The sequence below is a fragment of the Streptomyces sp. NPDC002825 genome (assembly GCF_040295385.1).
In the GTDB taxonomy this organism is placed as follows: Bacteria; Actinomycetota; Actinomycetes; order Streptomycetales; family Streptomycetaceae; genus Streptomyces.
This window is the reverse complement of sequence record NZ_JBEOVH010000018.1, coordinates 41789-66108: the sequence shown is the minus strand read 5'-3', so window position 1 is coordinate 66108 and position 24320 is coordinate 41789. Positions and strand designations below refer to the sequence as shown.

At 72.7% G+C, this 24320-nt stretch carries 20 protein-coding genes and 2 tRNA genes; 7 read left to right on the top strand and 15 right to left on the bottom strand.

Annotation, left to right across the window (positions count from 1 at the left end; genetic code table 11):
- Window positions 1–36 precede the first annotated feature (36 nt).
- On the bottom strand, window positions 37–1914 hold the full coding sequence (locus tag ABT041_RS22840) for a putative bifunctional diguanylate cyclase/phosphodiesterase (RefSeq protein ID WP_351187205.1): 1878 nt from the start codon (window positions 1912–1914) through the stop codon (window positions 37–39).
- A 354-nt stretch (window positions 1915–2268) separates the two neighbouring features.
- Here ABT041_RS22840 and ABT041_RS22835 point away from each other — a divergent pair, with 354 nt between their 5' ends.
- The gene (locus ABT041_RS22835; protein WP_351187345.1) at window positions 2269–3519 is read left to right on the top strand and encodes a M6 family metalloprotease domain-containing protein; all 1251 of its coding nucleotides are present in this window, start codon (window positions 2269–2271) and stop codon (window positions 3517–3519) included.
- Between the two features lie 50 nt (window positions 3520–3569).
- Here ABT041_RS22835 and ABT041_RS22830 read toward each other — a convergent pair.
- The 7 genes from ABT041_RS22830 to ABT041_RS22800 form a co-directional block, all read right to left on the bottom strand.
- A tRNA-Lys gene (locus tag ABT041_RS22830) sits at window positions 3570–3643 on the bottom strand.
- On the bottom strand, window positions 3634–4263 hold the full coding sequence (locus tag ABT041_RS22825) for a hypothetical protein (RefSeq protein WP_351187203.1): 630 nt from the start codon (window positions 4261–4263) through the stop codon (window positions 3634–3636). The genes ABT041_RS22830 and ABT041_RS22825 overlap by 10 nt, the downstream gene beginning before the upstream one ends.
- A 180-nt stretch (window positions 4264–4443) precedes the next feature.
- Window positions 4444–4800, bottom strand: a complete 357-nt coding sequence (locus ABT041_RS22820; RefSeq protein WP_351187201.1) for a DUF8844 domain-containing protein — start codon at window positions 4798–4800, stop codon at window positions 4444–4446.
- Between the two features lie 116 nt (window positions 4801–4916).
- The gene (locus tag ABT041_RS22815; RefSeq protein WP_351187199.1) at window positions 4917–6254 is read right to left on the bottom strand and encodes an AAA domain-containing protein; all 1338 of its coding nucleotides are present in this window, start codon (window positions 6252–6254) and stop codon (window positions 4917–4919) included.
- A gap of 34 nt (window positions 6255–6288) precedes the next feature.
- Window positions 6289–7878, bottom strand: a complete 1590-nt coding sequence (locus ABT041_RS22810; protein ID WP_351187197.1) for a hypothetical protein — start codon at window positions 7876–7878, stop codon at window positions 6289–6291.
- Window positions 7869–8936, bottom strand: coding sequence for a hypothetical protein (locus ABT041_RS22805; protein ID WP_351187195.1), 1068 nt, complete (start codon window positions 8934–8936; stop codon window positions 7869–7871). The genes ABT041_RS22810 and ABT041_RS22805 overlap by 10 nt, the downstream gene beginning before the upstream one ends.
- Window positions 8926–9804 carry a phosphatase PAP2 family protein gene (locus ABT041_RS22800; protein ID WP_351187193.1) on the bottom strand — a complete coding sequence of 293 codons (879 nt, stop codon included), beginning with the start codon at window positions 9802–9804 and terminating at the stop codon, window positions 8926–8928. The genes ABT041_RS22805 and ABT041_RS22800 overlap by 11 nt, the downstream gene beginning before the upstream one ends.
- 144 nt (window positions 9805–9948) lie before the next feature.
- Between ABT041_RS22800 and ABT041_RS22795 the strand changes: the two genes are divergently transcribed.
- The gene (locus ABT041_RS22795) at window positions 9949–10545 is read left to right on the top strand and encodes a histidine phosphatase family protein (protein ID WP_351187191.1); all 597 of its coding nucleotides are present in this window, start codon (window positions 9949–9951) and stop codon (window positions 10543–10545) included.
- 106 nt (window positions 10546–10651) lie between these two features.
- Here the strand turns inward: ABT041_RS22795 and ABT041_RS22790 are convergent, their stop codons facing one another.
- Entirely contained in the window at window positions 10652–11941 is a 1290-nt protein-coding gene (locus ABT041_RS22790) for an NsdA family TPR-like regulatory protein (RefSeq protein WP_351187189.1), read from the bottom strand.
- A 225-nt stretch (window positions 11942–12166) separates the two neighbouring features.
- On the opposite strand from ABT041_RS22790, the gene ABT041_RS22785 reads away from it, so the two are divergent.
- Both ABT041_RS22785 and ABT041_RS22780 read left to right on the top strand, forming a co-directional pair.
- Entirely contained in the window at window positions 12167–12691 is a 525-nt protein-coding gene (locus ABT041_RS22785; RefSeq protein WP_502976576.1) for a hypothetical protein, read from the top strand.
- A 25-nt stretch (window positions 12692–12716) separates the two neighbouring features.
- Window positions 12717–13592 carry a spermidine synthase gene (locus ABT041_RS22780; protein ID WP_351187187.1) on the top strand — a complete coding sequence of 292 codons (876 nt, stop codon included), beginning with the start codon at window positions 12717–12719 and terminating at the stop codon, window positions 13590–13592.
- 9 nt (window positions 13593–13601) lie between these two features.
- Here ABT041_RS22780 and ABT041_RS22775 read toward each other — a convergent pair whose 3' ends face one another.
- A complete protein-coding gene (locus tag ABT041_RS22775) occupies window positions 13602–14162 on the bottom strand; it encodes a hypothetical protein (protein ID WP_351187185.1) in 561 nt (186 codons plus the stop codon).
- Window positions 14163–14238: 76 nt separating this feature from the next.
- Between ABT041_RS22775 and ABT041_RS22770 the strand changes: the two genes are divergently transcribed.
- From ABT041_RS22770 to ABT041_RS22760, 3 genes are all read left to right on the top strand, one after another.
- A complete protein-coding gene (locus ABT041_RS22770; protein WP_351187183.1) occupies window positions 14239–14940 on the top strand; it encodes a response regulator transcription factor in 702 nt (233 codons plus the stop codon).
- Entirely contained in the window at window positions 14937–16310 is a 1374-nt protein-coding gene (locus ABT041_RS22765; protein WP_351187181.1) for a sensor histidine kinase, read from the top strand. Before ABT041_RS22770 ends, ABT041_RS22765 begins: the two co-directional genes overlap by 4 nt.
- Before the next feature lie 206 nt (window positions 16311–16516).
- The gene (locus ABT041_RS22760; protein WP_351187179.1) at window positions 16517–18016 is read left to right on the top strand and encodes a glycoside hydrolase family 18 protein; all 1500 of its coding nucleotides are present in this window, start codon (window positions 16517–16519) and stop codon (window positions 18014–18016) included.
- Between the two features lie 83 nt (window positions 18017–18099).
- Here ABT041_RS22760 and ABT041_RS22755 read toward each other — a convergent pair whose 3' ends face one another.
- The 5 genes from ABT041_RS22755 to orn all read right to left on the bottom strand — a co-directional run bounded on the left by ABT041_RS22755 (window position 18100) and on the right by orn (window position 24240).
- On the bottom strand, window positions 18100–19752 hold the full coding sequence (locus ABT041_RS22755; RefSeq protein ID WP_351187177.1) for a bifunctional aspartate transaminase/aspartate 4-decarboxylase: 1653 nt from the start codon (window positions 19750–19752) through the stop codon (window positions 18100–18102).
- Window positions 19753–19771: 19 nt separating this feature from the next.
- A complete protein-coding gene (gene aspT, locus ABT041_RS22750) occupies window positions 19772–21475 on the bottom strand; it encodes an aspartate-alanine antiporter (protein ID WP_351187175.1) in 1704 nt (567 codons plus the stop codon).
- A gap of 9 nt (window positions 21476–21484) precedes the next feature.
- Window positions 21485–23167: an aspartate-alanine antiporter gene (gene aspT, locus ABT041_RS22745; protein WP_351187173.1), complete on the bottom strand. Its 1683-nt coding sequence runs from the start codon at window positions 23165–23167 to the stop codon at window positions 21485–21487.
- Between the two features lie 257 nt (window positions 23168–23424).
- A tRNA-His gene (locus tag ABT041_RS22740) sits at window positions 23425–23497 on the bottom strand.
- 140 nt (window positions 23498–23637) lie between these two features.
- Window positions 23638–24240 carry an oligoribonuclease gene (orn, locus tag ABT041_RS22735; RefSeq protein ID WP_351187171.1) on the bottom strand — a complete coding sequence of 201 codons (603 nt, stop codon included), beginning with the start codon at window positions 24238–24240 and terminating at the stop codon, window positions 23638–23640.
- Window positions 24241–24320 lie beyond the last annotated feature (80 nt).

The window sequence follows — 24320 nt, the reverse complement described above, 5'->3', positions numbered from 1 at the left end:
TGTCCCTCCGGCCGGGGGCAGTTCCATGCCCGCGCGCTACACCGGCAGCGGCTCCGCGCCGATCAGCTCAGCGATGCGGTCCGGGGCCACCGCCCGCGAGTACAGCCACCCCTGCCCGGTGTCGCAGCCGATCCGCCGCAGCCGGCTGGCCTGCCCGGCCGTCTCGACGCACTCGGCGGTCACGGTGAGACCGAGCCGGTGCGCGAGCTGCACGAGCGCCTCGACGATCAGCTCGTCCGCCGGGTTGGCGTGCTCCTCGTCCTGGAAGCCGCGGACGAAGGAGCCGTCCAGCTTGAGCACGGAGACCGGCAGCCGGCTCAGATAGGCGAGGTTCGAGTAGCCGGTGCCGAAGTCGTCGATCGCGATCCGCACGCCCATGTCACTCAGCGCCTGGAGCGCCTGCAGCGGCCGGCCGTTCGAGCCCATCACGGCGGACTCGGTCAGCTCCAGCTGGAGCAGGTGCGGCGCGAGACCGGTCTCCGCGAGGATGCCGGCCACGTCCGCGACCAGGTCGGAGTCCCACACCTGACGGACCGCCACGTTCACGCTGACGAAGAGGGGGCGCTCGCGCGGATGGTCCTTCTGCCACTGCCGGGCCTGCCGGCAGGCGGTGTTGAGCACCCAGCGGCCCAGCTCCACGATGGAGCCGTCCTCCTCGGCGATTCCGATGAACCGATTCGGCGCGAGCGAGCCGAACTGCGGGTGGTTCCAGCGCACCAGCGCCTCCACGCCGCGCACCGCCCCGTCGGCCAGGTCCACGAGCGGCTGGTACTCCAGGGCGAACTCCCCGCGCTCCACGGCCGGCCGCAGGGTGGAGGAGAGCGCCTGCCGGGTCATCCGGTGGGCGTTGCGCTCGGGGTCGAAGAGCGTCCAGCGGGCCTTGCCGTCAGCCTTCGCCCAGTACAGCGTGGTGTCCGCGTCCTGCATGAGGGCGGTCGCGGTCGTCCCGCGTCCGGTCCGCTCGACGATGCCGATGGAGGCGGAGACCGAGAGCCGCCGGCCGCCCAGGTCGAAGGGGCGCTGGAGCGCGTCGAGCACCGAGCGGGCCAGGTCGGCCAGTTGTTCCGTGCCGGTGGAGTCCTCGACGAGGATCGCGAACTCGTCGCCGCCGAGCCGCGCCACGAGGTGGCCGCCGTTGCGGGTGTAGCCGTCGCTGTCCGCGCACTCCGTCAGGCGGGTGGCGACGGCGGCCAGGAGCCGGTCGCCGACCCGGTGGCCGAGGGTGTCGTTGACCGCCTTGAAGCCGTCGAGGTCGAGATAGCAGAGGCCGATCCGCCCTGTTCTGCCATAGCCGTACGACTCGTACGACTCGTGCGACTCATGTGACGGGACGACCGGTTCGGTCCGTGCGGCGGCGTCCTGGGCCGCGGCCTCCAGGGCGCCGGAGAGGCGCTCGAAGAACAGCGCGCGGTTGGGCAGTCGCGTCACCGGGTCGTGCATCTGCAGGTGGCGCAGCCGGGCGTGGAGCTCGCGCCGGTCGCTGATGTCCGCGATCGACAGCAGCACGCGCCGGCTGTCGGGTACGGGGGCGACGGTGACCTCGGCCCACAGGGAGCGCCCGTCGGCGTGTTTGAGGCGGCGGGTGCAGCGGAAGCGGGAGCGGCGGCCGCGGAGCACCTCGCGGTAGGCGTGCCAGGTGCGTCCGTCGGAGGCGAGGTCGACGAGGTCGGCGGCGGCCTGCTGCCTGAGCGCGGCGGGTTCGGTGCCGAGGAGGGTGCCGAAGGAGTCGTTGGCGAGGACGACGACGCCGTTCTCGTCGACGACGGCCATGGCGAGCTGGGCGACGAGGAAGGCGGCGCGGCAGTCGTCGAGTTCGGCCGCCCGTCGCGCGAGGTGACGCTCCGTGAGTGCGGGCTCGGCCGCGTGTGTCTCCGCCGGCTCTGGGTGCACCGGTCCTTCGGGGGTTCCGCTCACCGCTCGCTCCCGTGTGCAGTCGGGCCGGTCACATGTGGTCGGGATGGTCGGCCAAGGAAGAGTGAGCCGATCATAGAGCCAGCCGGGGGAGCGTTCCAGCTTCGAGGCCTCGCCGAGGGGCCACGGCGGCTGTGAGGCTGCCCACCGCGCACGCCCGCCCGATCGTTTCTGCGCGGGTCTGACACGGGTCGTCGGGGGCCTGACCGAATGTGACTTTCCGTGAGCTGAAGCGCGCTCGTGTCGCGTCGACCCCGTGGCACGCCCTCACCCGACCGGGGCAGCGGAAACATGCGAAACGCCGCAAACCATCACAAGGTGGGTGGGGTGTCCCGCATTCCCGATCCGGAGGTCCACGTGAGGGGTCAGCAGCCACCCGGGGGAGTGGAACGCCCGCGGCTGCGTGCCGGCGCGGCGGCCTTCACCTCGCTCGCCGCCCTGGCCGCCACCGGGCTCGTCGCGGGCCCCGCCGTCGGCGCGTCCTCGGCGAGTCCCTGCGCCCTGCCCCGTACCGCCGCGCATCACTCGCTCGGCCTCGACACCTGGAACGGCTCCTACACGCGCCCGAACCAGACCCTCGACGCGGTCATGATCTTCTTGTCGTTCCCGGACTCCGCCCCGCTCACCCGGCCGGCGGAACTCGCCGCCGACCACTTCCCCGCCACCAGTGAGTTCTTCGACCGCGCCTCCTACGGCCGCTTCCACCTGCGCCCGCACCCCCGGGCGGAGTGGACCCGGATGCCGCACGAGTCGGGCGACTACGCCATACAGCGGGACTGGGACGCCGGGAAGCGGGCCGGCTACCTCCGCGACGCGATCGCCGCCGCCGACAAGGACGTCGACTTCTCCCGGTACGACATCGTCTACCTGGTCGCCGACCCGGACGCGCCCGGCGTGGACTCCGACGCGACCAAGGTCGTCAACCTGGAGCACCCGCTGGAGGTCGACGGCATCGAGATCAAGCGCGTCGTCACCGTCTTCGAGCGGCACCCGCCCGACCGCAACGTCCTCGCCCACGAGACCGGCCACGTCTTCGACCTGCCCGACCTCTACCACCGCCCGGTGGACGGCAAGGGCGACTGGGACACCCATGTGGGCGACTGGGACGTCATGGGCAGCCAGTTCGGTCTCTCCCCGGACCTCTTCGGCTGGCACAAGTGGAAGCTCGGCTGGCTCTCCCGCGCCCAGGTGACCTGCGTCCAGGGCTCCGGCCCGCGCCTGGTCAGCCTGGAGCCGACCGACGCCCCGCCCGCGGCCGGCGGCACCCTCGGCACCCGGCTCGCCGTCGTCCGTACGGGCCCCGACAGCGTCCTCGCGATCGAGGCCCGCAGCAGTGCCGGGAACGACGCCGACACCTGCGCCGAGGGCGTGCTCGTCTACCGGGTCCGCAACGGCGCGGCCTCCGGCGAGGGCCCGGTCGAGGTCGTGGACGGCCACCCGGACACCGAGGCGTGCGTGGAGCGCTCCGTCTACCCGCCGCTCGCCGACGCCCCCGTGGAGGAGGGCGAGACCCTGACCGTGCCGGGGACGGGAGTCCGCGTGGAGGTCCTGGAGCGCACCGGGTCCGGCGTCTGGACCGTGAAGATCACCCCGCCCGGCAAGGGGTGATCCGGAACACGAAGAAGCCCCCCGCTTCCGCGAGGGGCTTCTTCCGTCTGTGCGCCGCCAGGGACTCGAACCCCGGACCCGCTGATTAAGAGTCAGCTGCTCTAACCAACTGAGCTAGCGGCGCCTGCTGACGTCGTAGACATTAGCATCCGGATCGGCCGGAGGAAAAATCGATACCCGCACGTCGGCGGCGGAGGCCGCCCGGACGGCCCGCACACAGGCCCAGAGCACGACCTCGGGACCGGGCAGCCACGGGCTCCGCGAGTCGGGGGCCACCAGCCAGCGGGGCCCGGAGGAGCCGGACGGCACGAGCGGCGGCACGGTCACCGCGTCCCCGAGCCCGTGACAGAGCGGCCGGGGGACCGCGTCCCCCCACTCCTCCCAGTCGAGCAGCGCCGGAAGCCGCTGGGCCGTCCCCGGCGCGGCGAACAGCATCATCCGGCCCCGGTGCATCGCGACGGGCCCCGAACCCGGGCCCTCCTCCCACAGCCGGTCCAGCATCCGCCGCCCGAAGACCGGGTCCACGTTCACGACGTCGAAGACCGTCCCGCAGGGCAGCGCCGCGGGAGAGTCCGGCCGGGACTCCCAGCGGGTCAGCGCGGCGCCGTCACGGCCCCCGGCGGCCGAGGCGAGCCAGGAGGCCCCGTCGGCGGTCACCCGGGCCGTCTGGTGCCGTCCCTCGTCGCCCTCCCGGAGGAACCGGAAGATGTCGTGCGGGGTGTCGTCGCGCAGCCAGGTCGTCATGGAGCCAGATCTACCGGGCGTGACATCGCGATCGCCGAGTGTTCCCGGAATCCCGGACAGGAGGGGCGGGCGAGGAGTATCGTGCCCCCTCGGCATATGCCAGGGGGGCTTTTTCGGTCAGATGTGCGTCTCCGAGCCAGCCGGCCATGTCTCCGGGCCAAGCAGGCGGCAGCGCGGGGCTCAGTCCTCCGCCGGACGGCCGTTCGTACGGATCAGGTCGCGGCCGAACTCGATCATCCGCCGGGCATAGTCCTCGGTCCAGTCCGCCCGCTCGGCGACGTCCGCCGCCGTGAGCCGGTCGAACCGCTTCGGATCGGCCAGCTGCGCCGCCGCGATCGCCTGGAACTCGGTCGCCCGGTCCGTCGCCGCCCGGAACGCGAGCGTCAGCTCCGTCGCCCGGGACAGCAGCTCGCGCGGATCCTCTATCGACTCCAGGTCGAAGAAGTGCTCCGGATCGGCGGTCGCCTCGGCAGGCTCGAAGATCAGCGGTGCCGGCCGAAGCCGCCGCTGTGCGCTCCGCTCCGCGGGTTCCGCCATCGTTCTTCTCCTCCTCGCACAGGCACGGCCCGGAAACCCGGGCCGCCTTCCATTGTCTCGCGCCCCGCAAGAGCGCGAAGCCCCTCCCGTACGCCCCCGGGCGCGCCAGGTGGGGCTCAGGGCGTCCAGAGCACCCGGTGTTCCTCCAGGTGGGACAGGACCGCGTGGTTCGCCTCCCAGCCGTCGGGGAACGACACCGCCACCCCGAGCTGCACCGGATCCGTCGACGGATGCTCGTCGAGGAGCTCCGCCACGCCCGCGCGGCACACCACGATGCACGCGTGCCGGTGCCGGGAGGCCAGCACGCACAGCCGGCCCGTCTCCAGGTGGAAGGCGGTCGCGTCCGGCCGCCCCGACAGCGGGTGCAGGACGACCGTCACGTCGTACTCACGCCCCTGCAGCCGGTTCGCCGTGTCCACCGTCACGCCCGCCACGCCCAGGTCCGCGAGCGCCGCGCGGACCGCCGCCGCCTGGTCGCGGTGGGCGGTGCCGACGGCGATCCGGTCCGGGGTGAGCGGGACCGGGATCTCCGAGCGCTCCGAGACCGCCGCGCCGCCCCGGTCCAGGAGCCGCCGCACGACCATGGCGATCGCGCCGACCGCCTCCGGGTCGGTGCGCGGCGTGTGCCGGGCCGGGAGTTCGAGCAGGCCCCAGCCGGACTCGGCGGCCTCGTCGAGGACCCGGTCCGTCCCCGACCCGTCCGAGACCACCCCGAAGGACAGCTTCCGGTCCCCGGGACCGGTGCCGCTGCGGAACGGCGTGTACGGGTAGAACGCGTCCGACACCAGCGGCGCCGCCGACGCGGGCAGCCGCCAGGAGACCGGCAGCCGGTGCTGCGGCAGCTCCGGGTTGTGGGCCAGGAGGGTGGACACGGCGCTCGCCGACGGGTCGTACGTCAGCCCCGCCCACTGGTCCGCCCCGACCACCGAGAACGGGTCCAGCTGCCCCGGGTCGCCGACGAACAGCGCCCGCTCGAAGAGGCCCGCCACCGCGAGCAGCGCGTCCGAGCGCATCTGGTACGCCTCGTCGACGATCGCGTGCGCCCACGGCTCGACGTTCTTCACGTGCCCCCACTTGGCGGCCGTGGACAGCACGACCGGCAGCCCGGTCAGCTCGCCCGCCTTCGCCGACTTCCGTACGTGGGCCAGGTCGTCGAGCGCCTTGTCGTACGGGTCGGAGTCGCTCGAGTGCAGCCGGCCGACCTCGAGGTCCGGCTCCTTCTCGGCGAGCCGCAGCACCAGGTCGTCCACCTGCGCGTTCGTCTGGGCCACCACCATCAGGGGCCGGCCGGCGGCGGCCAGTTCGAGGGCGGCCCGCACCACGAGCGTCGACTTCCCGGCGCCGGGCGGGGAGTCCACTACGACGCCGCGCGCGGTGCCGTGCAGGGTGTCCGCGAGGATGGCGTCGGTCGCCCGGGCGGCCTCGGCGGCGGGATCGAACACGGTCGGGGTCACAGGTCGTCCTCGGAGGTCACGGCGTCGAACAAGGTCACAGCACGTCTTCGGGGGTCACGGCGTCCGGGAGTTCCACGGCGTCCGTCCTCGGCGGGCCGCCGTGGGTCCACGGCGTCTCCTCCGGGTCCGGCAGCTTCGGCCCGACCCGCTGGTCGTGCTCGAACAGCGTCCAGTCGATCCGCTCGCCCTTCTCCGGCACCGAGCCCTCCGCGGGCTCCTTGGAGCGGCCCATCCGGTCCAGGATCCGCAGGAGCAGCGAGCCGTCCTCCTCGTACCGCACGAACTCGGCCGTCTGCGGCTTGCCGTCGAGCGAGCGGTACACCTTCACCCTCTCGCCCAGATGCGGCCGGTCGTCCGTGCGGACCGTGACGAGCGGGCGCGGCGCGGGCCGCTTCGACTCCGTCCACGCCATCGTCACCTCGACGACCTCGGCCCTGAACGCCTCGCCCGCCAGCCGCCGCCCCGCCAGGACCAGCGGATCGTCGAGGGCCTCCTGCGCCTCCAGCTGGCCCTGCGCCTGCTCGCGGGCGGCGAGCTTCTGGGCGGCCGTGACGGCGTCGTCCCGGCGCGGCTGCGGCGGCTCCCCGGCCGCGACCCGGTCCCGGTGGCCGGTGAAGGACCAGCGGTCGCGGGTCCAGCGGTCCCCGACCCTGGCGCCCTCCGGCAGCTCCCGCAGCAGCCCGATCGCCCGCCAGACCGCGTCCCAGGTCGGCTTCGTCCGGGAGACGACAAGCCGGCGCAGCTCGCGCTCGGCGGCGTGCAGCTCGCCGAGGCCCGTGTCGGCCGCCTCGCCGTCCTGTGCCGCGCCGAGCGCCTGCCGGGCCCGGTCGTACCGCTCGATCGCGGGCGCGAGGAGCTTGTTGTCGAAGGCCGGGTCGGTCGCGGGACCGGCCGGCGGGCACAGCAACTGGCCCTGGGCGTCCCGGCCGACCTCGGCGCGGAGCGCCCCCTCCGGGCCGGACTCGCCGTCCCGGGGGTCGATCCAGGCGAGCAGCGCGCCCAGGTGCTGGTCCTCGAGGGAGGACTGGCCGGTCGCCCAGTGCCGGTTGAGCAGGTCCGTCGCCGCGAGGAGCAGCGAGGAGCCGGGCACCCGGGCCCGCTCGCCGAAGTGCGTCAGCCAGCGCCCGAGCAGCGGCACGCGCGGCGGTGCGGGGAACGGCGTCTCCGGGTCCTGCTCGGCCGTCCGCCGGAACCGCGTGGACCGCCCGAGCAGCCGTACGTACTCGATGCCCGCCCGGCTCGGCACGATCAGCTGCGGCGCGTCGGCGCACAGCTCGACCTCGACCTTCACCTTCTTGCCGGTCTCGGGGTCGGTCTCGTTCCTCTCCGCCGCCTCGACGACGTCCGTGAACGAGTCGATGTACGGCAGGACCTCCTCGGCCAGGTCGGCGAGGAACGCGAACCGCAGGTCACGGTCGCGCGGCTGCGCCACCACGAGCAGCCGGGGCTCCTCGGGGTCGGTGCCGACGAGCGCCCCCAGCGGGGCACCCGCCTCACCGGCCGTCGTCAGGGGCACGAGCACGAGCGGCCGCTCCGTCAGACGCCGGTGCCGGACGGTCGCGAGCGGCTGCGCCCGCCCCGACTCGACGGCCTCCATCCGGGCGAGCGTGGAGATCAGCGACATCCCGCCACCCCCGCCAGCGCCTCCTCGCGCAGCGCCCGCGCCCTTCGGAGCGCCGCCACCGCCGGATCCTCCCGGTCGCCCTCCTCGCCGCGCGCCGCCGCCAGGACCGCGCCCACCGTCGTCAGGCCGCCCAGCTCACCCCGTACCGAACGGCCCAGGGTCTCCACCGCGCCCGCCGCACGGGCGCGCGACCGGCAGTGGAAGGCCAGCTCGCAGGCGGCCAGGCACTCCGGCGCGTACTGATGGGGCACGCACTCCACGGCCGCCGTCAGCTCCTCCGCCGTCCGCTCCACCACGTCGAAGCTGAGGCCCTCCGGCAGCGCCCGCGCGATCTCGTCGATCCGGGTCAGCCGGGCCAGCTGCCGCCGGGTCACCGACCGCTGCTTGCGCACGTCCACCACGGAGGCCGCCGGCACGTTCGAGAAGTCCTTCGGGCAGACGAGGAGCACCGACTGCGCGACCCGCGCCCCCTCCGTACGCGCCGCCACCCGCTCCAGGGCGAGCACGTACACGGCGGCCTGCCGGGCCGCGGCGCCCACCTTCGACGCGTCGGCCGAGCCGTCGATCATCGGGAACGACTTGATCTCCACCACCGTCCACCCGCCGTCGGGGTGCACGACCACCGCGTCCGGCTCCAGGTAGACGGGGGAGCCCGCGACCTCCAGGGCGAGCAGCGGATGGTCGAGCAGCGCCCACGCGCCCGCCGCGGTCGCCTCCCGCAGCGCGAGCGCGGTGCGCGCGACCCGGCCCTCGGGCCCGGCCGCCGCGAGATCCGGCACGGACACCTCGCCCGGCTCCTCGACGCCGATCAGGCGCAGCAGCTCGCGGCCGCCGTCCGCCTTGACCTTCGCCTCGAAGGAGTTGCCCCGGACGATCGCGAACTGCGACTGTCCGAACGGCGCGGGGGAGCCGAGCTTCGCGGCGAGCGCCGACTTGTCGACCCCGGCGCCGTCGAGGATGGCCCGCCGCTTGCAGCCCGGATTGGCGGCCAGCGCCGCGAGGGCCCGGGCGTCCAGCGGACGCGGTACGACCGCCGGTCCGCGCAGCTCAGCGAGCATTCCCCAAGCTCTCGGCTTCGCTCGAGCAGGGGAGGCCCCAAGTAGACTTGTCGTCTGCGGTGGTGCGGACAGACCGCTGTCCAGGGATGCGCTCACCCGTGGAAGTCTCGCATCCGGCACTGACAAAGGGGGCCGCTTCCGCGCTTCCGCGGATCCGGTCGGCGAGCCGCAGCGCGTACGGCGCGAGCAGCAGCCCGGCGCCCATCACGGCGACCCCGGCGACCGCGTCGAGCAGATAGTGATTGGCGGTCCCCATCACCACCAGGGCGGTGACCAGCGGATACGCCACTCCGAAGGCCTTCGTGAGCGGGCCGCGCCCGTACCGCCACAGCATCACCCCGCACCACAGCGCCCAGCCGACGTGGAGGCTGGGCATCGCCGCGTACTGGTTGGTCAGACCGCCGAGACCGCGCGGCGCACTGGCCTCGCCGCCCCACCAGCCGTACGAGGCGAAGTGCGCCATCGTGTCGGTGAAGCCGTGGGCGGCGTCGAGCAGCCGGGGCGGGCAGGTCGGCAGGAGCGTGAAGCCGACGAGCCCGAGCAGCGTGGAGACCATCAGCCAGGTGCGGGCGGCCCGGTAGTGCGCGGGGCGGCGGCGGAAGAGCCAGATCAGGACCGCCGGGGTCACCAGGTAGTGCAGCGAGGCGTACGCGAAGTCCGCGGGGATCCCGAGCGCGGGGACGTCGGTGAACAGCCGGTTGAGCGGGTGCTCGGCGTCGATCCCGAGGTTCTCCTCCAGGCGGAGGATCGCGAGCCCGTGCTCGACGGCCGAGGTCTCGTCGCCCTTCACCAGGAGCCGTCCGCCCGAGTAGGCCGCGTACACGACGGCGATCAGGGAAAGCTCCGCCCACCAGCGTGGTCTGCGCATGAATTGGGTCCCCCCGTCGGTGTCCGCCCCGGGGGAGGGGACGCCGCCCGGCCCCCGGGGGTTGCCCGGAAGCCGCCCCGAATCCACGTCGGCGATGATGGACAGGCACGTCCGTACCCCGTGAACCCCTGGAGCGTCCTTCCCATGGCACCGCGCATCCTGCTCGCCCGGCACGGCCAGACCGAGTGGTCACTTCTCGGCCGGCACACCGGCAGGACCGACATACCGCTGCTCGACGAGGGGCGGCGCGGCGCGAAGCTGCTCGGCGAGCGCCTGCACCGGGGTCCCTGGCAGGGGCTGCCCGGCGTGGAGGTCCGCACCAGCCCGCTGGTCCGGGCGAGCGAGACCTGCGAGCTCGCGGGCTTCGCGGACAGGGCCGAGCCCTGGGAATCGCTGATGGAGTGGGACTACGGGGCGTACGAGGGGCTGACCCCGGCGCAGATCCAGGAGATCCAGCCGGGCTGGCTGATCTGGCGCGACGGGGTTCCCGAGGGGGAGACGCTCGCGCAGTTGTCGGACCGGGCGGACGAGATCGTGGAGTGGGCCCGGTCCGCCGACCGTGACGTCCTGGTCTTCGCCCACGGCCACATCCTGCGGTCGATCGGCGCGCGCTGGCTCGGCGAGGACGTGTCCTTCGCGTCCCGCATCCGCCTCGACCCGACGAGCCTGTCGGTCCTCGGCTGGGCGTACGGCGCCCCGGCGATCGAGCGCTGGAACGACACGGGGCACCTGGAGCAGTAACGGTCCCTCGGCCAGCGGGTCCCCCGTCAGAACCCGGCGGCCTCTCGCTCGGCGCGGCCCGCCTCGGGACCGGTGCTCCCTCGGCCAGGAGACCGCGGCCTCTCGCTCAGCGCGTGCCTGCCAGGACCCGGCTCGTCTCCGAGAGCAGCTCGCGGATGCGGGCCGAGGCGATGCCGTCGAGGGAGTCCACGACGCGCCGTGCCTCCGCCGCCGCCTCGTCCGGGCGGCCCGCGTGCGCCAGGGCCTTGGCGAGGTGGGCCCGGTAGAGGGCCAGGTTCCGGGCGAAGTGCGGGTTCTGCAGGACCGCGGCCCGCTGGGCGTGGCGGGCCGCCCGGCCCCAGTCGCCGAGCGCCGACCAGCACCCGGCCTCCAGGGCCTCCCGCTCCGGCTCGCCGAAGAACGACATCCACTCGGGGTCGCCCTCGGCCGGGCCCCGGTCGAACCAGCTGTGCGCCCGGCCGAGGGCCTGCTCGCAGGCGGACCGGTCGCCGAGCCCCGCCCACGCGCCGGCCTCCCGCAGCGAGAGCAGCGAGAGCAATCGGGCCGAGTCCAGGGGCTGCGCGGCCCGCAGTCCGGCCTGCGCGGCCCGTACGGCCTCGCGGTAGCGGCCGGTGTCGCGGGCCAGGAACGAGGTGTTGCAGAAGGCGTGCGCCTCCAGGGCCGCGTTCCCCGCCACGCGCGCGGTGGCCAGCGCCTCCGCGTAGTGCGAGCGCGCGTCCTCGTGCCGGCCCGAGTCGTGGGCCAGCCAGCCGACGGAGAGGGAGAGCTCGCCCGCGCCCGCGTGCAGCCGGTCCTCGGTGGAGCGGCGGGTCATGGTGCCGGTGTCGAGGAGCGCGTACGCGGTACGGAGCGGCTGGGCGGCCACCTTGTAGAGCCCGTCGGCGCCGTGCCGGTCGTCGAGCAGCCGGATCCGCCGTACGGCGTCCTCGACGGCCCGCACCTCGGCCTCGCCGATCCGGTGGGTGCCGCGGGGGGAGGGGATCGCGACGGCGGGGCCGCCGAGTCCCAGCGAGGCGGCCGCCAGGGTGGCGGAGCCGCTCGTCATGAATGCGCGACGCAGCACGTCGCTCTCCTCATCGTTCCGGGTGGTGATGGCGGCGGGAGGCGCTGCCCCGGCCGGGACGGCCTGCCGCCGGCCGCGCACCGTCTCCCGCGCGGAGAACCCCAGGTCGGAGAGGCTCAGGCCGGGGAACATGTGCAGGAAGACCCGCTCGTACGCGTAGTTGGGGCAGCGGATCTCGCCCGCTTCCACGCGCCCGATGTAGCGGGCGTCGCACGCGACCTGTTCGCCGATCTCCCGCGCCGCCCGGCGGACGGCCGCGGCGAACTCCGCCGGCGAGTGCTGTCCGCGGAGCCGGCGGAAGGCGAGATTGGGAACTGCCCGTGACATCGCCATGGCCGAGCCCTCTCCTGGTGCTGCCGGGTGTCCGGCGGGCATGAACGTACCTGCTGTGACCGGATGCGTACGCTGAGTTTGGCTACAAATCGGATATCTCGCCTGCGATCTGCCATGAACTGCCATCCTTTGCGGCTGCATCCCGCCGTAGCCGTTGACGCGCACGGGCGTTGAACCGTAAGGGAGAGACGGAACGTGTCTCCTCTGGAGCGAGGAGGGGTCCCCATGTCGGAGATCGGTTCGCACGCGGCCACGCGGCACGCATCTGTTCCGGAGGCCCTGCGCCTCACACCCGCCCCGGACGCCCTGCGCCCCGCGCCCGCCGCAGAGGCCCTGCGCCCCGCGTCCGCCCCGGACACCGAGGGGTCCCGGCCCGCCGCCGGGCCCTGGGACCTGGTGACCGTCCCGGTCCGCCAGGGTCTGGAGGCCGTCGACATCCTGCGCCGCTCCGCCGCCCCCGCGGTCGGCCCCGTCGTCCACGACGGCACCTGCGACACCCTCGGCTTCCTGGTGCCGCCGGGCACCGCCGCCGCCTGGGACATGCCGGGCAGCGCCTGTACGAGGACCTCGGGCCGGGGCCTGCGCCTGCCCGAGCTGCCGGAGCTCCCCGAACCGGCGGGCGACGCGCCCCGGCCGGCCGGCTGGCTGCTGCCCCCCGGCGACACCGACCCCGTCACCGACCCCGTCGTCCTGCGCGAGGCGCTCGGCGAGGCGGCCCGGCTCATCGAGGCGGCCGACGGCTGCCACTGAGCTGCCGGCCCGGCTTGCCCGGATAATGGGGGCCGTGGCCAGGAACAAGCAGCGTGACCGGGCGGCGGCGGCCGTCTCCGTCGTCGAGACCGTCGACGGCGGTCTCGCCGAACTCATACCCGACCGGGAGCGCCCGCGCGGCTGGACGCTGCTCATCGACGGCGCCCCGCAGTCGCACGTCGACCTCGACGACCCGGCCCGCCTCACCTTCGAGTACCAGCGGCGCCTCGGCCACATCGCCGACCTCGCCGCCCCGCCGAACCGGCCGCTGCAGGCCGTGCACCTCGGCGGCGGCGCCTTCACCCTCGCCCGGTACGTCGCCGCGACCCGGCCCCGCTCCACCCAGCAGATCGTGGAGCTCGACGGCCCCCTGGTCCAGCTCGTCCGCCGCGAACTGCCCCTCGACGCCGGGGCCCGCATCCGGGTCCGCTCCACCGACGCCCGCGCCGGCCTCGCCAAGGTCCAGGACGGCTGGGCCGACCTCGTCATCGCCGACGTGTTCAGCGGGGCCCGCACCCCCGCCCACCTGACCAGCACCGAGTTCCTCACCGAGGTGCGGCGGGTGCTGAAGCCCGGCGGGTTCTACGCGGCGAACCTCGCCGACGGGCCGCCCCTGACCCATCTGCGCGGCCAGATCGCCACCGCCGCCGCCGTCTTCCCCGAACTGGCGCTCACCGCCGACCCGACGGTCCTGCGCGGCCGCCGCTTCGGGAACGCCGTCCTGCTCGCCTCGGACCGTGAACTGCCGGTGGCCGAACTGACCCGCCGGGTCGCCACGGACCCGCACCCGGGCCGGGTGGAACACGGCCGGGCCCTCGCCGACTTCGCCGGCGGAGCGTCCCCGGTCACCGACGCGAGCGCCAAGCCCTCACCCGTACCGCCGCCGTCCGTCTTCCGCTGACCAGGCGGCTCAGGTCTGCCGGTCCTCGATCTCCACGCGGGGCGCGCTGTCGTGCCACACGCAGAAGACCGACAGCTCGCGGCCGTCCCGGGTGAAGGTGACCCGGATCCAGGTCGGCTGCTTCCACACCTGCATCTGCCAGCCCGACGCGGGCGTCGCCGAGACCAGTTCGGCGGAGGTCTCGCCGAGGTCGAAGGTGACCCGGCCGCCGTCCACGGTGGTGGTCCTCACGTTCGAGTCCGAGCCGGGAGGGGTCGTGGCGGGCGCCTCCGCCGTGGGCGTCGGGCGGCGCGAGGGGGTCGCGGACGGGGTCGCCGGGGTCGTACGGGCCCGGCTCGGTGACGGCTTCGGCGCGGCCGGCGGGGTCGTCTCGGGGCGGCGGGTCGACGAGGTCTGCGGATCGCCGCCGGACGCGGGAGTTCCGATGGTGGTGCCGGCCGGGAGGGGCAGCGCGAGGGGCGGGTCGTACACCGTGCCGGACAGCACCGTGTGCACCCCCCACCAGGACAGGGTGACCGCCGCGCCGGTGGCGAGCGACCAGGCCAGGGCGTGAACGAGTCCTCTTCGCACCGGGACATAGTGCACCACCGCGCTCTGGTCCGTACCGGAGGGTGGAACCTCACCCGAATGGCGTACGGTGCGGGCCATGGCAAGTGTGCTCGTGGTCGAGGACGACCAGTTCGTGCGCTCCGCCCTCATCCGGCAGCTGACCGAGGCCTCCCACACCGTACGGAGCGTCGGCACGGCCCTTGAGGCGCTGCGCGAGGTCGCCCATCTTCGCTTCGACGTCGTGATCCTGGACCTCGGTCTGCCCGATCTCGACGGGTCCGAGGCGCTCAAGATGCTGCGCGGGATCACCGACGTCCCGGTGATCATCGCGACCGCCCGGGACGACGAGGCCGAGATCGTACGGCTGCTGCACGCCGGGGCCGACGACTACCTCGTGAAGCCCTTCTCCGTCGACCATCTGACGGCCCGGATGGCCGCCGTCCTGCGCCGCTCCCGGGCCGGCGCCGGCGAGCTGCCGCCCTCGCAGACCCTCCGGGTTGGCGGGCTCAGCGTCGATCCGCTGCGCCGTCAGGCGGAGCTCGACGGGGCGCCGTTGGACCTCACCCGGCGCGAGTTCGACCTGCTCGCCTTCCTCGCCGGGCGGCCCGGTGTCGTCGTCCCGCGCAAGGAGCTGCTCGCCGAGGTGTGGCAGCAGTCGTACGGGGACGACCAGACCATCGACGTGCATTTGTCATGGCTGCGGCGGAAACTGGGTGAAACGGCCGCCCGGCCCCGTTATCTGCACACCCTGCGCGGGGTGGGCGTGAAGCTGGAGCCGCCCCGGGAGCCGCAGCCGTGAGATGGGCGCTCGTCAAGGTGTCCCTCGCCGTCACCGCCATGGTCGTCTTCGCCTTCGCCGTCCCCCTCGGGCTCGTCGTCAAGGAGATGGCCCGCGACCGGGCCTTCTCCAACGCCGAACGGCGGGCGGCAGGACTCGCCCCCGTCCTCGCCATCACCACCGACCGCGACGAACTCGACAAGGCCGTCGCCACCACCGAGGACGGCGCCGCCGGCCGGCTCGCGATCCACGTGCCCGCCGCCGAACCCGGCGGCACCGCCCTGGAGATCGGCACCCGCCACGCCGACCCGGCGGAGCTCGCCGCCACCCGCAGCCTCGGCCGCGCCTCCATCGCCGAGGTCCCCGACGGCTTCGTGCTGCTCCAGCCCACCGCGCTCAGCAGCGGCCAGGTCGCCGTCGTCGAACTCTTCGTCCCCGAGGGCGAGGTCAGCAACGGCGTCGCCACCGCCTGGCTCGTCCTGGCCGGCGTCGGCATCGCCCTGATCGTCGGCTCCGTCGCCGTCGCCGACCGCCTCGGCGTCCGCATGGTCCAGCCCGCCCAGCGGCTCGCGGGCGCCGCCCACGACCTCGGCGAGGGCAGGCTCGGCGCCCGCGTCCCCGAGGAAGGACCGCCCGAACTCAAGTCGGCCGCCGTCGCCTTCAACTCGATGGCCGACCAGGTCGTCCAGCTCCTCGCCAACGAGCGCGAGCTGGCCGCCGACCTCTCCCACCGGCTCCGCACCCCCCTGACCGTCCTCCGGCTCAACGCCGCCTCCCTCGGCTCGGGACCCGCCGCCGAGCAGACCCGCGCGGCCGTCGAGCAGCTGGAGCGCGAGGTCGACATCATCATCCGCACCGCCCGCGACGCGAAGCCGCAGACCCAGGCGACCGGGCCCGGCGCCGGCTGCGACGCCGCCGAAGTGGTGCGCGAGCGGATGGAGTTCTGGTCGGCGCTCGCCGAGGACGAAGGCCGCCGGGTGCGGGTCGCGGGCGTCGAGCGCCCGGTCCGCATCCCCGTCGCGCGCCCCGAACTCGTCGCCGCCCTCGACGCCCTGCTCGGCAACGTCTTCCGCCACACCCCCGAGGGCACCGCCTTCTCCCTCGACGTCCACAACGGCGAGGACGCCGTCATCCTCCTCGTCTCCGACGCCGGCCCCGGCATCCCCGACCCCGCCGCCGCGCTCGCCCGGGGGGCGGGCAGCGGACGCGACGGCTCCACCGGCCTCGGCCTCGACATCGTGCGCCGCATGGCCGAGTCGACGGGCGGCGACGTCCGCATCGGCCACTCGGTCCTGGGCGGCACGGAGGTACGGATCTGGATCAGCCTCGACGGACGCGGAGCCGGTACGGGCGGTGCCCGAGGCCGCCGCGGGCGCCGCCGCAAGGCCTGAGCGACCGGGTGGCCCGGCCGGGCCGGCGGCGCCGACCGCCGCGGACCGGTCTCCCGCGCCGCCCAACCTTTTGTCGTTCCGATGCCTTCCTTAAGCGGAGCCTAAGAATCCCACCCCCGGCCCCCGCCAGGGCATTTGTCCGTTTCCCGCTCGCTAGCGTGCTGCCGCACCCCACCCCACCCCCGGCACACAGAGGCAGGCACGCGATGGGCACTTCGCACCGGCGCAGGACGAGCACCCGGACCAAGGCCGTCGGAGCGGTCGTCACGGCGGCCGTCGTCGGCGGCGCCGCCTTCTGGCTCACCGGCACCGCCCAGGCCGCCGCCGTCGGCGCCGCCTACACCCGGACCAGCTCCTGGACCGGCGGCTACACCGGCCAGTACGTCGTCACCAACGAGACGACCACCACCCAGTCCGACTGGACCCTGGAGTTCGACCTCCCGGCCGGCACCACCATCGGCTCCCTCTGGAACGGCGAGCACACCGTCTCCGGCAGCCACGTCACCGTGAAGCCCGCGAGCTGGAACAAGCAGCTGGCGCCCGGCCAGTCCGTCACCGTCGGCTTCGTCACCTCCGCCACGGGACAGGCCGGCGACCCCGCCAACTGCCTCATCAACAAGGCGGTCTGCTCCGCCGGAGGCCCCGCCCCCACCCCCAGCGGCCGCCCCACCGAGCAGCCCACGCCCACCCCGACGGCCACCGCCACCACCCCGAAGCCGACCGCGACCGCGACGGCCACCGCGAGCCCCAAGCCCACCGCCACGGCGACCACGGCCCCCACCCCGAGCCCCACCACGACCGGCAGCCCCGCCACGGCCGCCAGGTACGCCCCGTACGTCGACACCTCGCTCTACCCGGCGTACGACCTGCTCGCGACCGCCGACGCCACCGGCGTGAAGGAGTTCAACCTCGCCTTCATCACCTCCGGCGGCTCCTGCGCCCCGCTGTGGGGCGGCGTCACCGACCTCGCGAACGACAAGGTCGCCGCCCAGATCGGAGCCCTGCGCACCAAGGGCGGTGACGTCCGCGTCTCCTTCGGCGGCGCCGCCGGGCACGAGCTGGCCCTGAACTGCTCGACCTCCTCGGCGCTCGCCGCCGCGTACGGCAAGGTCGTCGACCAGTACAAGCTCACCAAGGTCGACTTCGACATCGAGGGCGCGGCCCTGCCGGACACCGCCGCCAACACCCGCCGCTCCCAGGCGATCGCCCAGCTCCAGAAGTCCCACCCCGGCCTGAACGTCTCCTTCACCCTCCCGGTCATGCCCGAGGGCCTCACCCAGCCCGGCGTGGACCTGATCGCCGACGCCAAGCGGAACGGGGTCCGCGTCGACGCCGTCAACATCATGGCGATGGACTACGGCCCCGCGTACAGCGCCGACATGGGCACGTACGCCATCCAGGCCGCGACCGCGACCCAGGCCCAGATCAAGGGCGTCCTCGGCCTCTCCGACGCCGCCGCCTGGAAGGCCGTCGCCGTCACCCCGATGATCGGCGTCAACGACGTCAGCAGCGAGGTCTTCAAGGTCGAGGACGCCACCCAGCTCGTCGACTTCGCGAAGTCCAAGGGCCTCGGCTGGCTCTCCATGTGGTCCTCGACCCGCGACAAGCAGTGCGCGGCCGGCGCCGTGACCTACGCCGACCCCACCTGCTCCTCGATCCTCCAGCAGCCGCTCGCCTTCACGAAGGCCTTCGGCGCCTACAGGTAACCGGGCCCCCGTGTCCCCCCACACCGCGCGCCCCGGTCGGAATCCACCCCACCGCCGACCGGGGCGCGCCCCTTCGCACGGACTCAGACGACCCGGGTGGCCCTCCACTCCTCCGCGTAGTCGTTGAAGATCGCCCGCAGGTGGTGGCCGATCTTCAGGTAGTCCAGGTCGTCGAGGTTGGCGAGCGAGACGCGGACCGACCACTCGGGCCCGTCGAAGCCGCCGCCGTTCAGGAGCACCACGCTGGTCTGCTCGGCGAGCCGGAACAGCGGGTCGACCGGCTCGTAGTTCTTCTCCAGGAAGTCCGCGAAGTCCTTGCCGTGCACCCGCTCCGCCTCCGCGAGGAGGTCGAGCTCGATGTAGTACCCGGCCCGCTTCGGGTCGTCGGCGATCTTCATCTGGGCGCCTTCGAGGAGCAGGTCGAGGCGCTGCCGCACGATGTCCCGGATCTTGTGCTTGTAGGCCTGGCCCTCCTCGAGCAGGTCGAAGAGGGAGAAGAGCGCCATCATCACCTGCTGGGGGAGCGAGAGCCCCGCGGTGTGGTTGAGGGCGACCTGGCGGGAGTCGGCGACGAGCCGGTCGATGAAGCGGATCTTCTCCGGCGCCAGGGACAGCGAGCCGTACCGCCGGTTCAGCCGGTCCTTCTCCGCCTGCGGCAGACCGGCGATCATCTCGTCGATGACGTTGTCGTCGTGGAGGCCGATGACGCCGAGCCGGTGGCCGGTGCAGCCGTAGTGCTTGGAGTACGAGTACACGAGGAGCGTGTTGCGGGGGAGCTCGGCGGCGAGCGAGCGGAAGCCCTCCACGAAGGTGCCGTACACGTCGTCCGTGACGACCAGCAGGTTCGGGTTCGGTCCCGCGACGATGTCCTTGATCTGGTTCGCCACGCGCTCGCTCATCGCCAGGGACGGCGGATTGGACGGGTTGACGACGCAGACCAGCTTCACCGACGGGTCGGCCAGCTTCGCGACCTCCTCCGTCGGGTAGCGCCACTCGCGGACCCCGGTCTCCGCGAAGAGGCTCGCGTTGACGGTGACGACGTCGAACTCGTACGTGTCGAGCTCGGGGATCTCGATGTACGGGGTGAAGACCGGCACCATCAGCGCGATCCGGTCGCCCTTCTTCAGGATCCCGTTCTTCATCAGGGAGTCGAAGACGTAGCACATCGCGGCCGTGCCGCCCTCGGTCGCGAACAGCGACAGGTTCCCGGCGGGCGGGCGGCCGGCGAACATCTCGTCGTGGACGTAGCCGCGGACGATCTGCTCGACATGGGTGAGCATCCGGTCCGGTACGGGGTAGTTGTCGCCGATCGTGCTGTCGGTCAGCTCGTGCACGAACGCGTCCCGGTCGAAGCCGAAGCGCTCCACCGCGTACTCCACACAGTTCTGGAGCAGTTCGATGCCCGGCAGGTCCGGGTGGCGGCGTACGAAGGTGTCGAAGCGCTCGGCGGAGCCGCGGAGCTCGGGCATGCCGCCGAGGTTGTCGGCCGTCCAGACCCGGCGCGACTCGGACAGCGCGAAGTAGCCGAGCGCGTAGAAGGCCTCGCGGGGTCCGGTGGCCACCCAGTTCGGGTTGCCGCGGCCCGCGTTGAGCATCTGGGCCTGCGACTTCTCCTTCTGGCCCGGCTTGTCGGCCTGCGCGGCCTGCGCGAGCTGGATGAACCTGTCCTTCAGCTCGAACGGCGAGAGCTGCGCGAAGGACTGGATCTCCTGGCGGGTGAACGTGGTCTTGGGCATGACGGTGTCCTTACGTACGTCAGTGGTTGAGGATGACGATCACGGCGCCCCAGATGGTCAGCAGGACGTTGCCCACCGCGTAGGGGATCGTGTAACCGAGCGTCGGGATCTGGGACTTGGACTGCTCGTTGATCGCGCCGATCGCCGCGGTCGTCGTCTGGCCGCCCGCCAGGACGCCCATCAGGATCGGGAACCGGATCTTCTGCACGTGGTGGCCGACGAGGAAGCCCACGATCAGCGGGATCACCGTCGCCACCGCGCCCCAGACGAGGAGCCCCCAGCCGGCCGTCGACAGGCCGCTGGTGAAGCTCGGCCCGGCGTTGATGCCGACGACCGCGACGAAGAGGCAGAGCCCCAGCGTGTCCATGAACCATTGGGCGCCCGGCGGCACATTGCCGTACGTCGGGTACTTGCCGCGGATCCAGCCGAAGACCAGACCCATGATCAGCGCGCCGCCCGAGGTGGACAGGGAGATCGGGACGCCCGAGACCGTGAGCGCCGGGATGCCGACGCAGCCGCCGAGGAAGATGCCGAGTCCCACCCACAGCATGTCGGTCGCGAACGAGGTCGGCACGGGCTTGCCGATCGCCTTGCCCGCCGGGTCCACGAGCCGCTTCGGACCGGTCAGGACCACCGTGTCGCCGCGCTCCAGCTTCGTCGACAGCCGGTACGGGAACTCCGCGCCCGAGCGGTAGATCTTGTCGATGTAGACCCCGACCATGAACGGCTCACGGCGCAGCTCCGCGACCGTCCTGCCCAGGTGCGCCTTCTCCGAGGCGACCACGTGCAGGGACTCGGTCTGGTAGCCGAGCAGCTCGACGTCGTCGGTCTCGGGCCCGATGTGCGTGCGGGCGTCGAAGTCGATGAGCGAGCCGCGCAGGGCGCTGACCGCGAGCACGTCACCCGAGCGCAGCACCGTCTGCTGGCTGTGCGCGAGGATCTGCCCCTCGCGCCGCACCCGGGTGATGTAGATCCGGTGCCCGAGCTCCTTCTGCTGGTTCTCGAAGTCGTCGATGGTCCGGCCGACGAGCGGCGAGTGGTCCATCTCGTACGCGCGCAGGACGACCTCGTAGTACCCCTCGGCCAGGTCGGGGTTGTCGCCGGGCGCGTCCAGCTCCTTCGCCAGCTGCGCCGACTCGGCGGCCAGGTCCCGCTTGTAGAGCTTGGGCAGGACGTTGGCGAGGAGCATCGCGCAGAGGATCGTGCCGAGCGGGTACGTGACGGCGTAGCCGATCGCGACCAGGTTCTCCTCGTTCTTCATCTGGTCGGCGGAGAGGCCCGGCAGGTTCCCGATGGCGTCCTGGGCGACACCGATGACGGCGGACTGGGTGAGCGCGCCGCCGAGGAGCCCGGCGGAGAGACCGGGGCCGTACCCGAGCATCACGGCGAAGCCCCAGGAGACGAGGAGGCCCGTCACACAGACCACGACCGCGTTGACGACCTGCGGCAGACCGTCCTTCTTCAGGCCCCGGAAGAACTGCGGGCCGACCTTGTAGCCGAGGGCGAAGAGGAACATGGTGAAGAACAGGTTCTTCACCGTGCCGTCGATGGTGACCTTGAACTGGGCGCCGAGCAGCAGCCCGGCCACCAGACAGCCGGTGACCGCGCCGAGCGCGATCGCCTTGTAGCGGAGCTTGCCGAAGAGGAAGCCGAGCGCCACCGTGATGAAGACCAGCAGCTCGGGGTGGGGCTGGAAGATGTTCCGGTTGAGGAAATCGATCATTGCGGCTCCTCACGCCCCCAGGATGCCGACGAGCAGCGGGCCGGTCAGCGGGAGCAGGAAGTTCGAGAGCGTGTACGTGATCGTGTAGCCGAGCATCGGGACCGAGCTCTGGGCGACCTGCGTCACCGAGGTGATCGCCGGGGTCGAGCACTGCTGGCCCGCGATGGCGCCGATGAGCAGCGGCTTCTCGATGTTCAGCAGCTTGCGGCCGACGATCAGCGAGATCGTCGCCGGCACCAGGACCATCGCGATCCCCGCGAACGGCAGCAGCGCCCCGTACTCCTTGAGCAGCGGCCAGGCCTGCGGGCCCGACACCAGGCCCGTGCAGGCGATGAAGATGGCGAGGCCCATGTCCTTGAGGGTGGTGGCGGCCTGCGGCGGGAAGGCGCCGAAGGTCTGCGTCCGGGAGCGGAACCAGCCGAAGAGCAGCCCGGAGACCAGACAGCCGCCGCCCGTGCCGAGCGACATCGGGACGCCGCCGAACTTCACCGAGATCTGGCCGATGAGCGAGCCGCAGACGATGCCGAGTCCCAGGTAGATGAAGTCGGTGGCGTCGTTCTTGACGGTCGCGCCCACCTTCGCCGCCAGCTTCCCGAGGCCTGAGCGCGCGCCGACCAGGGTGAGCACGTCACCGCGCTGCACGACGGTCTCCGGGGTCGCGGGCAGATGCTGCTCGTTGCGGAGCACGTCCGTCACGTACACCCCGCCGGAGGAGAATCCGGGGTGCTCCCTGGTGAGGGTGTCGATGGACTTGCCGGCCGCCGCCTTGTCCGTGAGGGAGACCTGGGTGGTGGCGAGCGGGGTGTCGAGGCCGGGGATCGCGGGGGTCTCGGGGCCGACGTGCCGTCCCGCGTCGATGATGTTGGACCGCCGGCCCACCATCAGGACCAGGTCGGAGAGGGTCAGCTCGAAGTCCGGCGGGGGAGGGGTGAGGACCTTGGTGCCCCGCTTCACCGCCTCGACGGTGACCCGGCTGCCGTTCTGCCGCTCCACCTGGGAGACGGTGGCGCCGTCCGCCAGGGTGACCAGGAAGGTGCGGCCGACCATGCCGGGGAGCGCCTCGCGCTCGTCGGACTCCAGACCGCCGCCGGAGCCGCGCATCCTCTCCCACAGGGCGCGGGAGGCGTCGCGGAGGTTGATCCGCAGCAGCATCGGCATGATCTGGCTGGTATAGATGACGATGGTGACGAGGCCGAAGAGGTAGCAGACGGTGTACGCGGTGGCGACGTGCCCCTGGTACTCGGTGATCTGCTGCTGCGTCAGGTCGGAGAGCTTGCCGATGGCCTCCGTGGCCGTGCCGACGACCGCGGACTCGGTGGCGGCGCCGGCGAGGATGCCGGCGGCGGTGCCGACGTCGAGGTCGAAGGCCTTGGCGAGCCCGAGGGCGATGCCGACGACGCAGACGACCTCGATGAGGCAGAGGGTGAAGAAGCGCAGGCTCTTCCTGTTCAGGTTGGCGAAGAACTGCGGACCCGCCAGATAGCCCAGCGAGAAGATGAAGAGCGCGAAGAAGATCGTCTTCACGTCGTCGGAGACGGTGACCTTCGTCCAGGCGCCGAGCAGCAGGGCCACGATGAGCGTGCCGCAGATGCCGCCGAGCGTGATGGGACCGACGCGCAGCTTGCCGAGGAGGTAGCCGCCGGCGAGGCAGAGGAAGAGGGCGAGTTCGGGGTGGTCACGCAGGACTCCCACGCGGCCTCACCCAGCCCGATTCGTGTGAATTGTGAGGATCTGGGACATAAGGGGAAGCTAACAGCGGGTCGGCCGAAGTGGATCACCGCCTCGTCCGTACGGGTGAAGCCCGTCGAACGCCTTCGGTGACGCCCGAACCTTGACGGTGTTCTGGCAGGGCCCCCATAGCGGGAGCGCTCCCATTTCCCTTCACCTGCACCGGCACGTGAAAACAGTTCAGGCCCCGGTTCTTTCGAACCGGGGCCTGAACCCATCAGGGTGAGTAACGGGACTCGAACCCGCGACATCCTGGACCACAACCAGGTGCTCTACCAGCTGAGCTATACCCACCACGACCGGTCTTTCGCCCGAGGGCTTCCCTGACCGGCCGAGAAGAAGTCTACAGGGTTCTGAGGGGTGCTCGCGCACGCATTCTTCGGCGGGCGCGAGCGGGCCCCTCGATCGGCTGTTCGGCCCGGCCGTCCCGCCGGTTATCCGGCGGGCAGGACGTGACGCGCCGCGATCCGCTTCGCGGTCTCCGAGTCCGGGCCGGGCTGCGGGACGAAGATCGCCTCGCGGTAGTAGCGCAGCTCGGCGATGGACTCGCGGATGTCGGCGAGCGCCCGGTGGTTGCCGTTCTTCTCCGGACTGTTGAAGTACGCCCTCGGGTACCAGCGGCGGGCCAGCTCCTTGACCGAGGAGACATCGACGATCCGGTAGTGCAGATGGCTCTCCAGGGCGGGCATGTCGCGCGCGAGGAAGCCGCGGTCCGTGGAGACCGAGTTCCCGCACAGCGGCGCCTTGCCCGGCTCCTTGACGTGCTCGCGGATGTACGCGAGGACCTGGGCCTCCGCGTCGGCGAGCGTCGTGCCGTCGGCGAGAGCGTCGAGCAGCCCCGAGGCCGTGTGCATCTGGCGCACGATCTCCGGCATGGTCTCCAGGGCCGCGTCCGGCGGGCGGATCACGATGTCCACCCCTTCGCCGAGCACGTTCAGTTCCGAGTCGGTGACCAGCGCGGCCACCTCGATGAGTGCGTCGTCCGTCAGCGAGAGCCCGGTCATCTCGCAGTCGATCCACACCATGCGATCGTTCATGCGTCCTACCTTAGGGGCTCGGGCCCCGGTGGGCGTCGTGCCGATCAAGCCGGACGTCCCTTGCCCGTGCAGGCCGACGG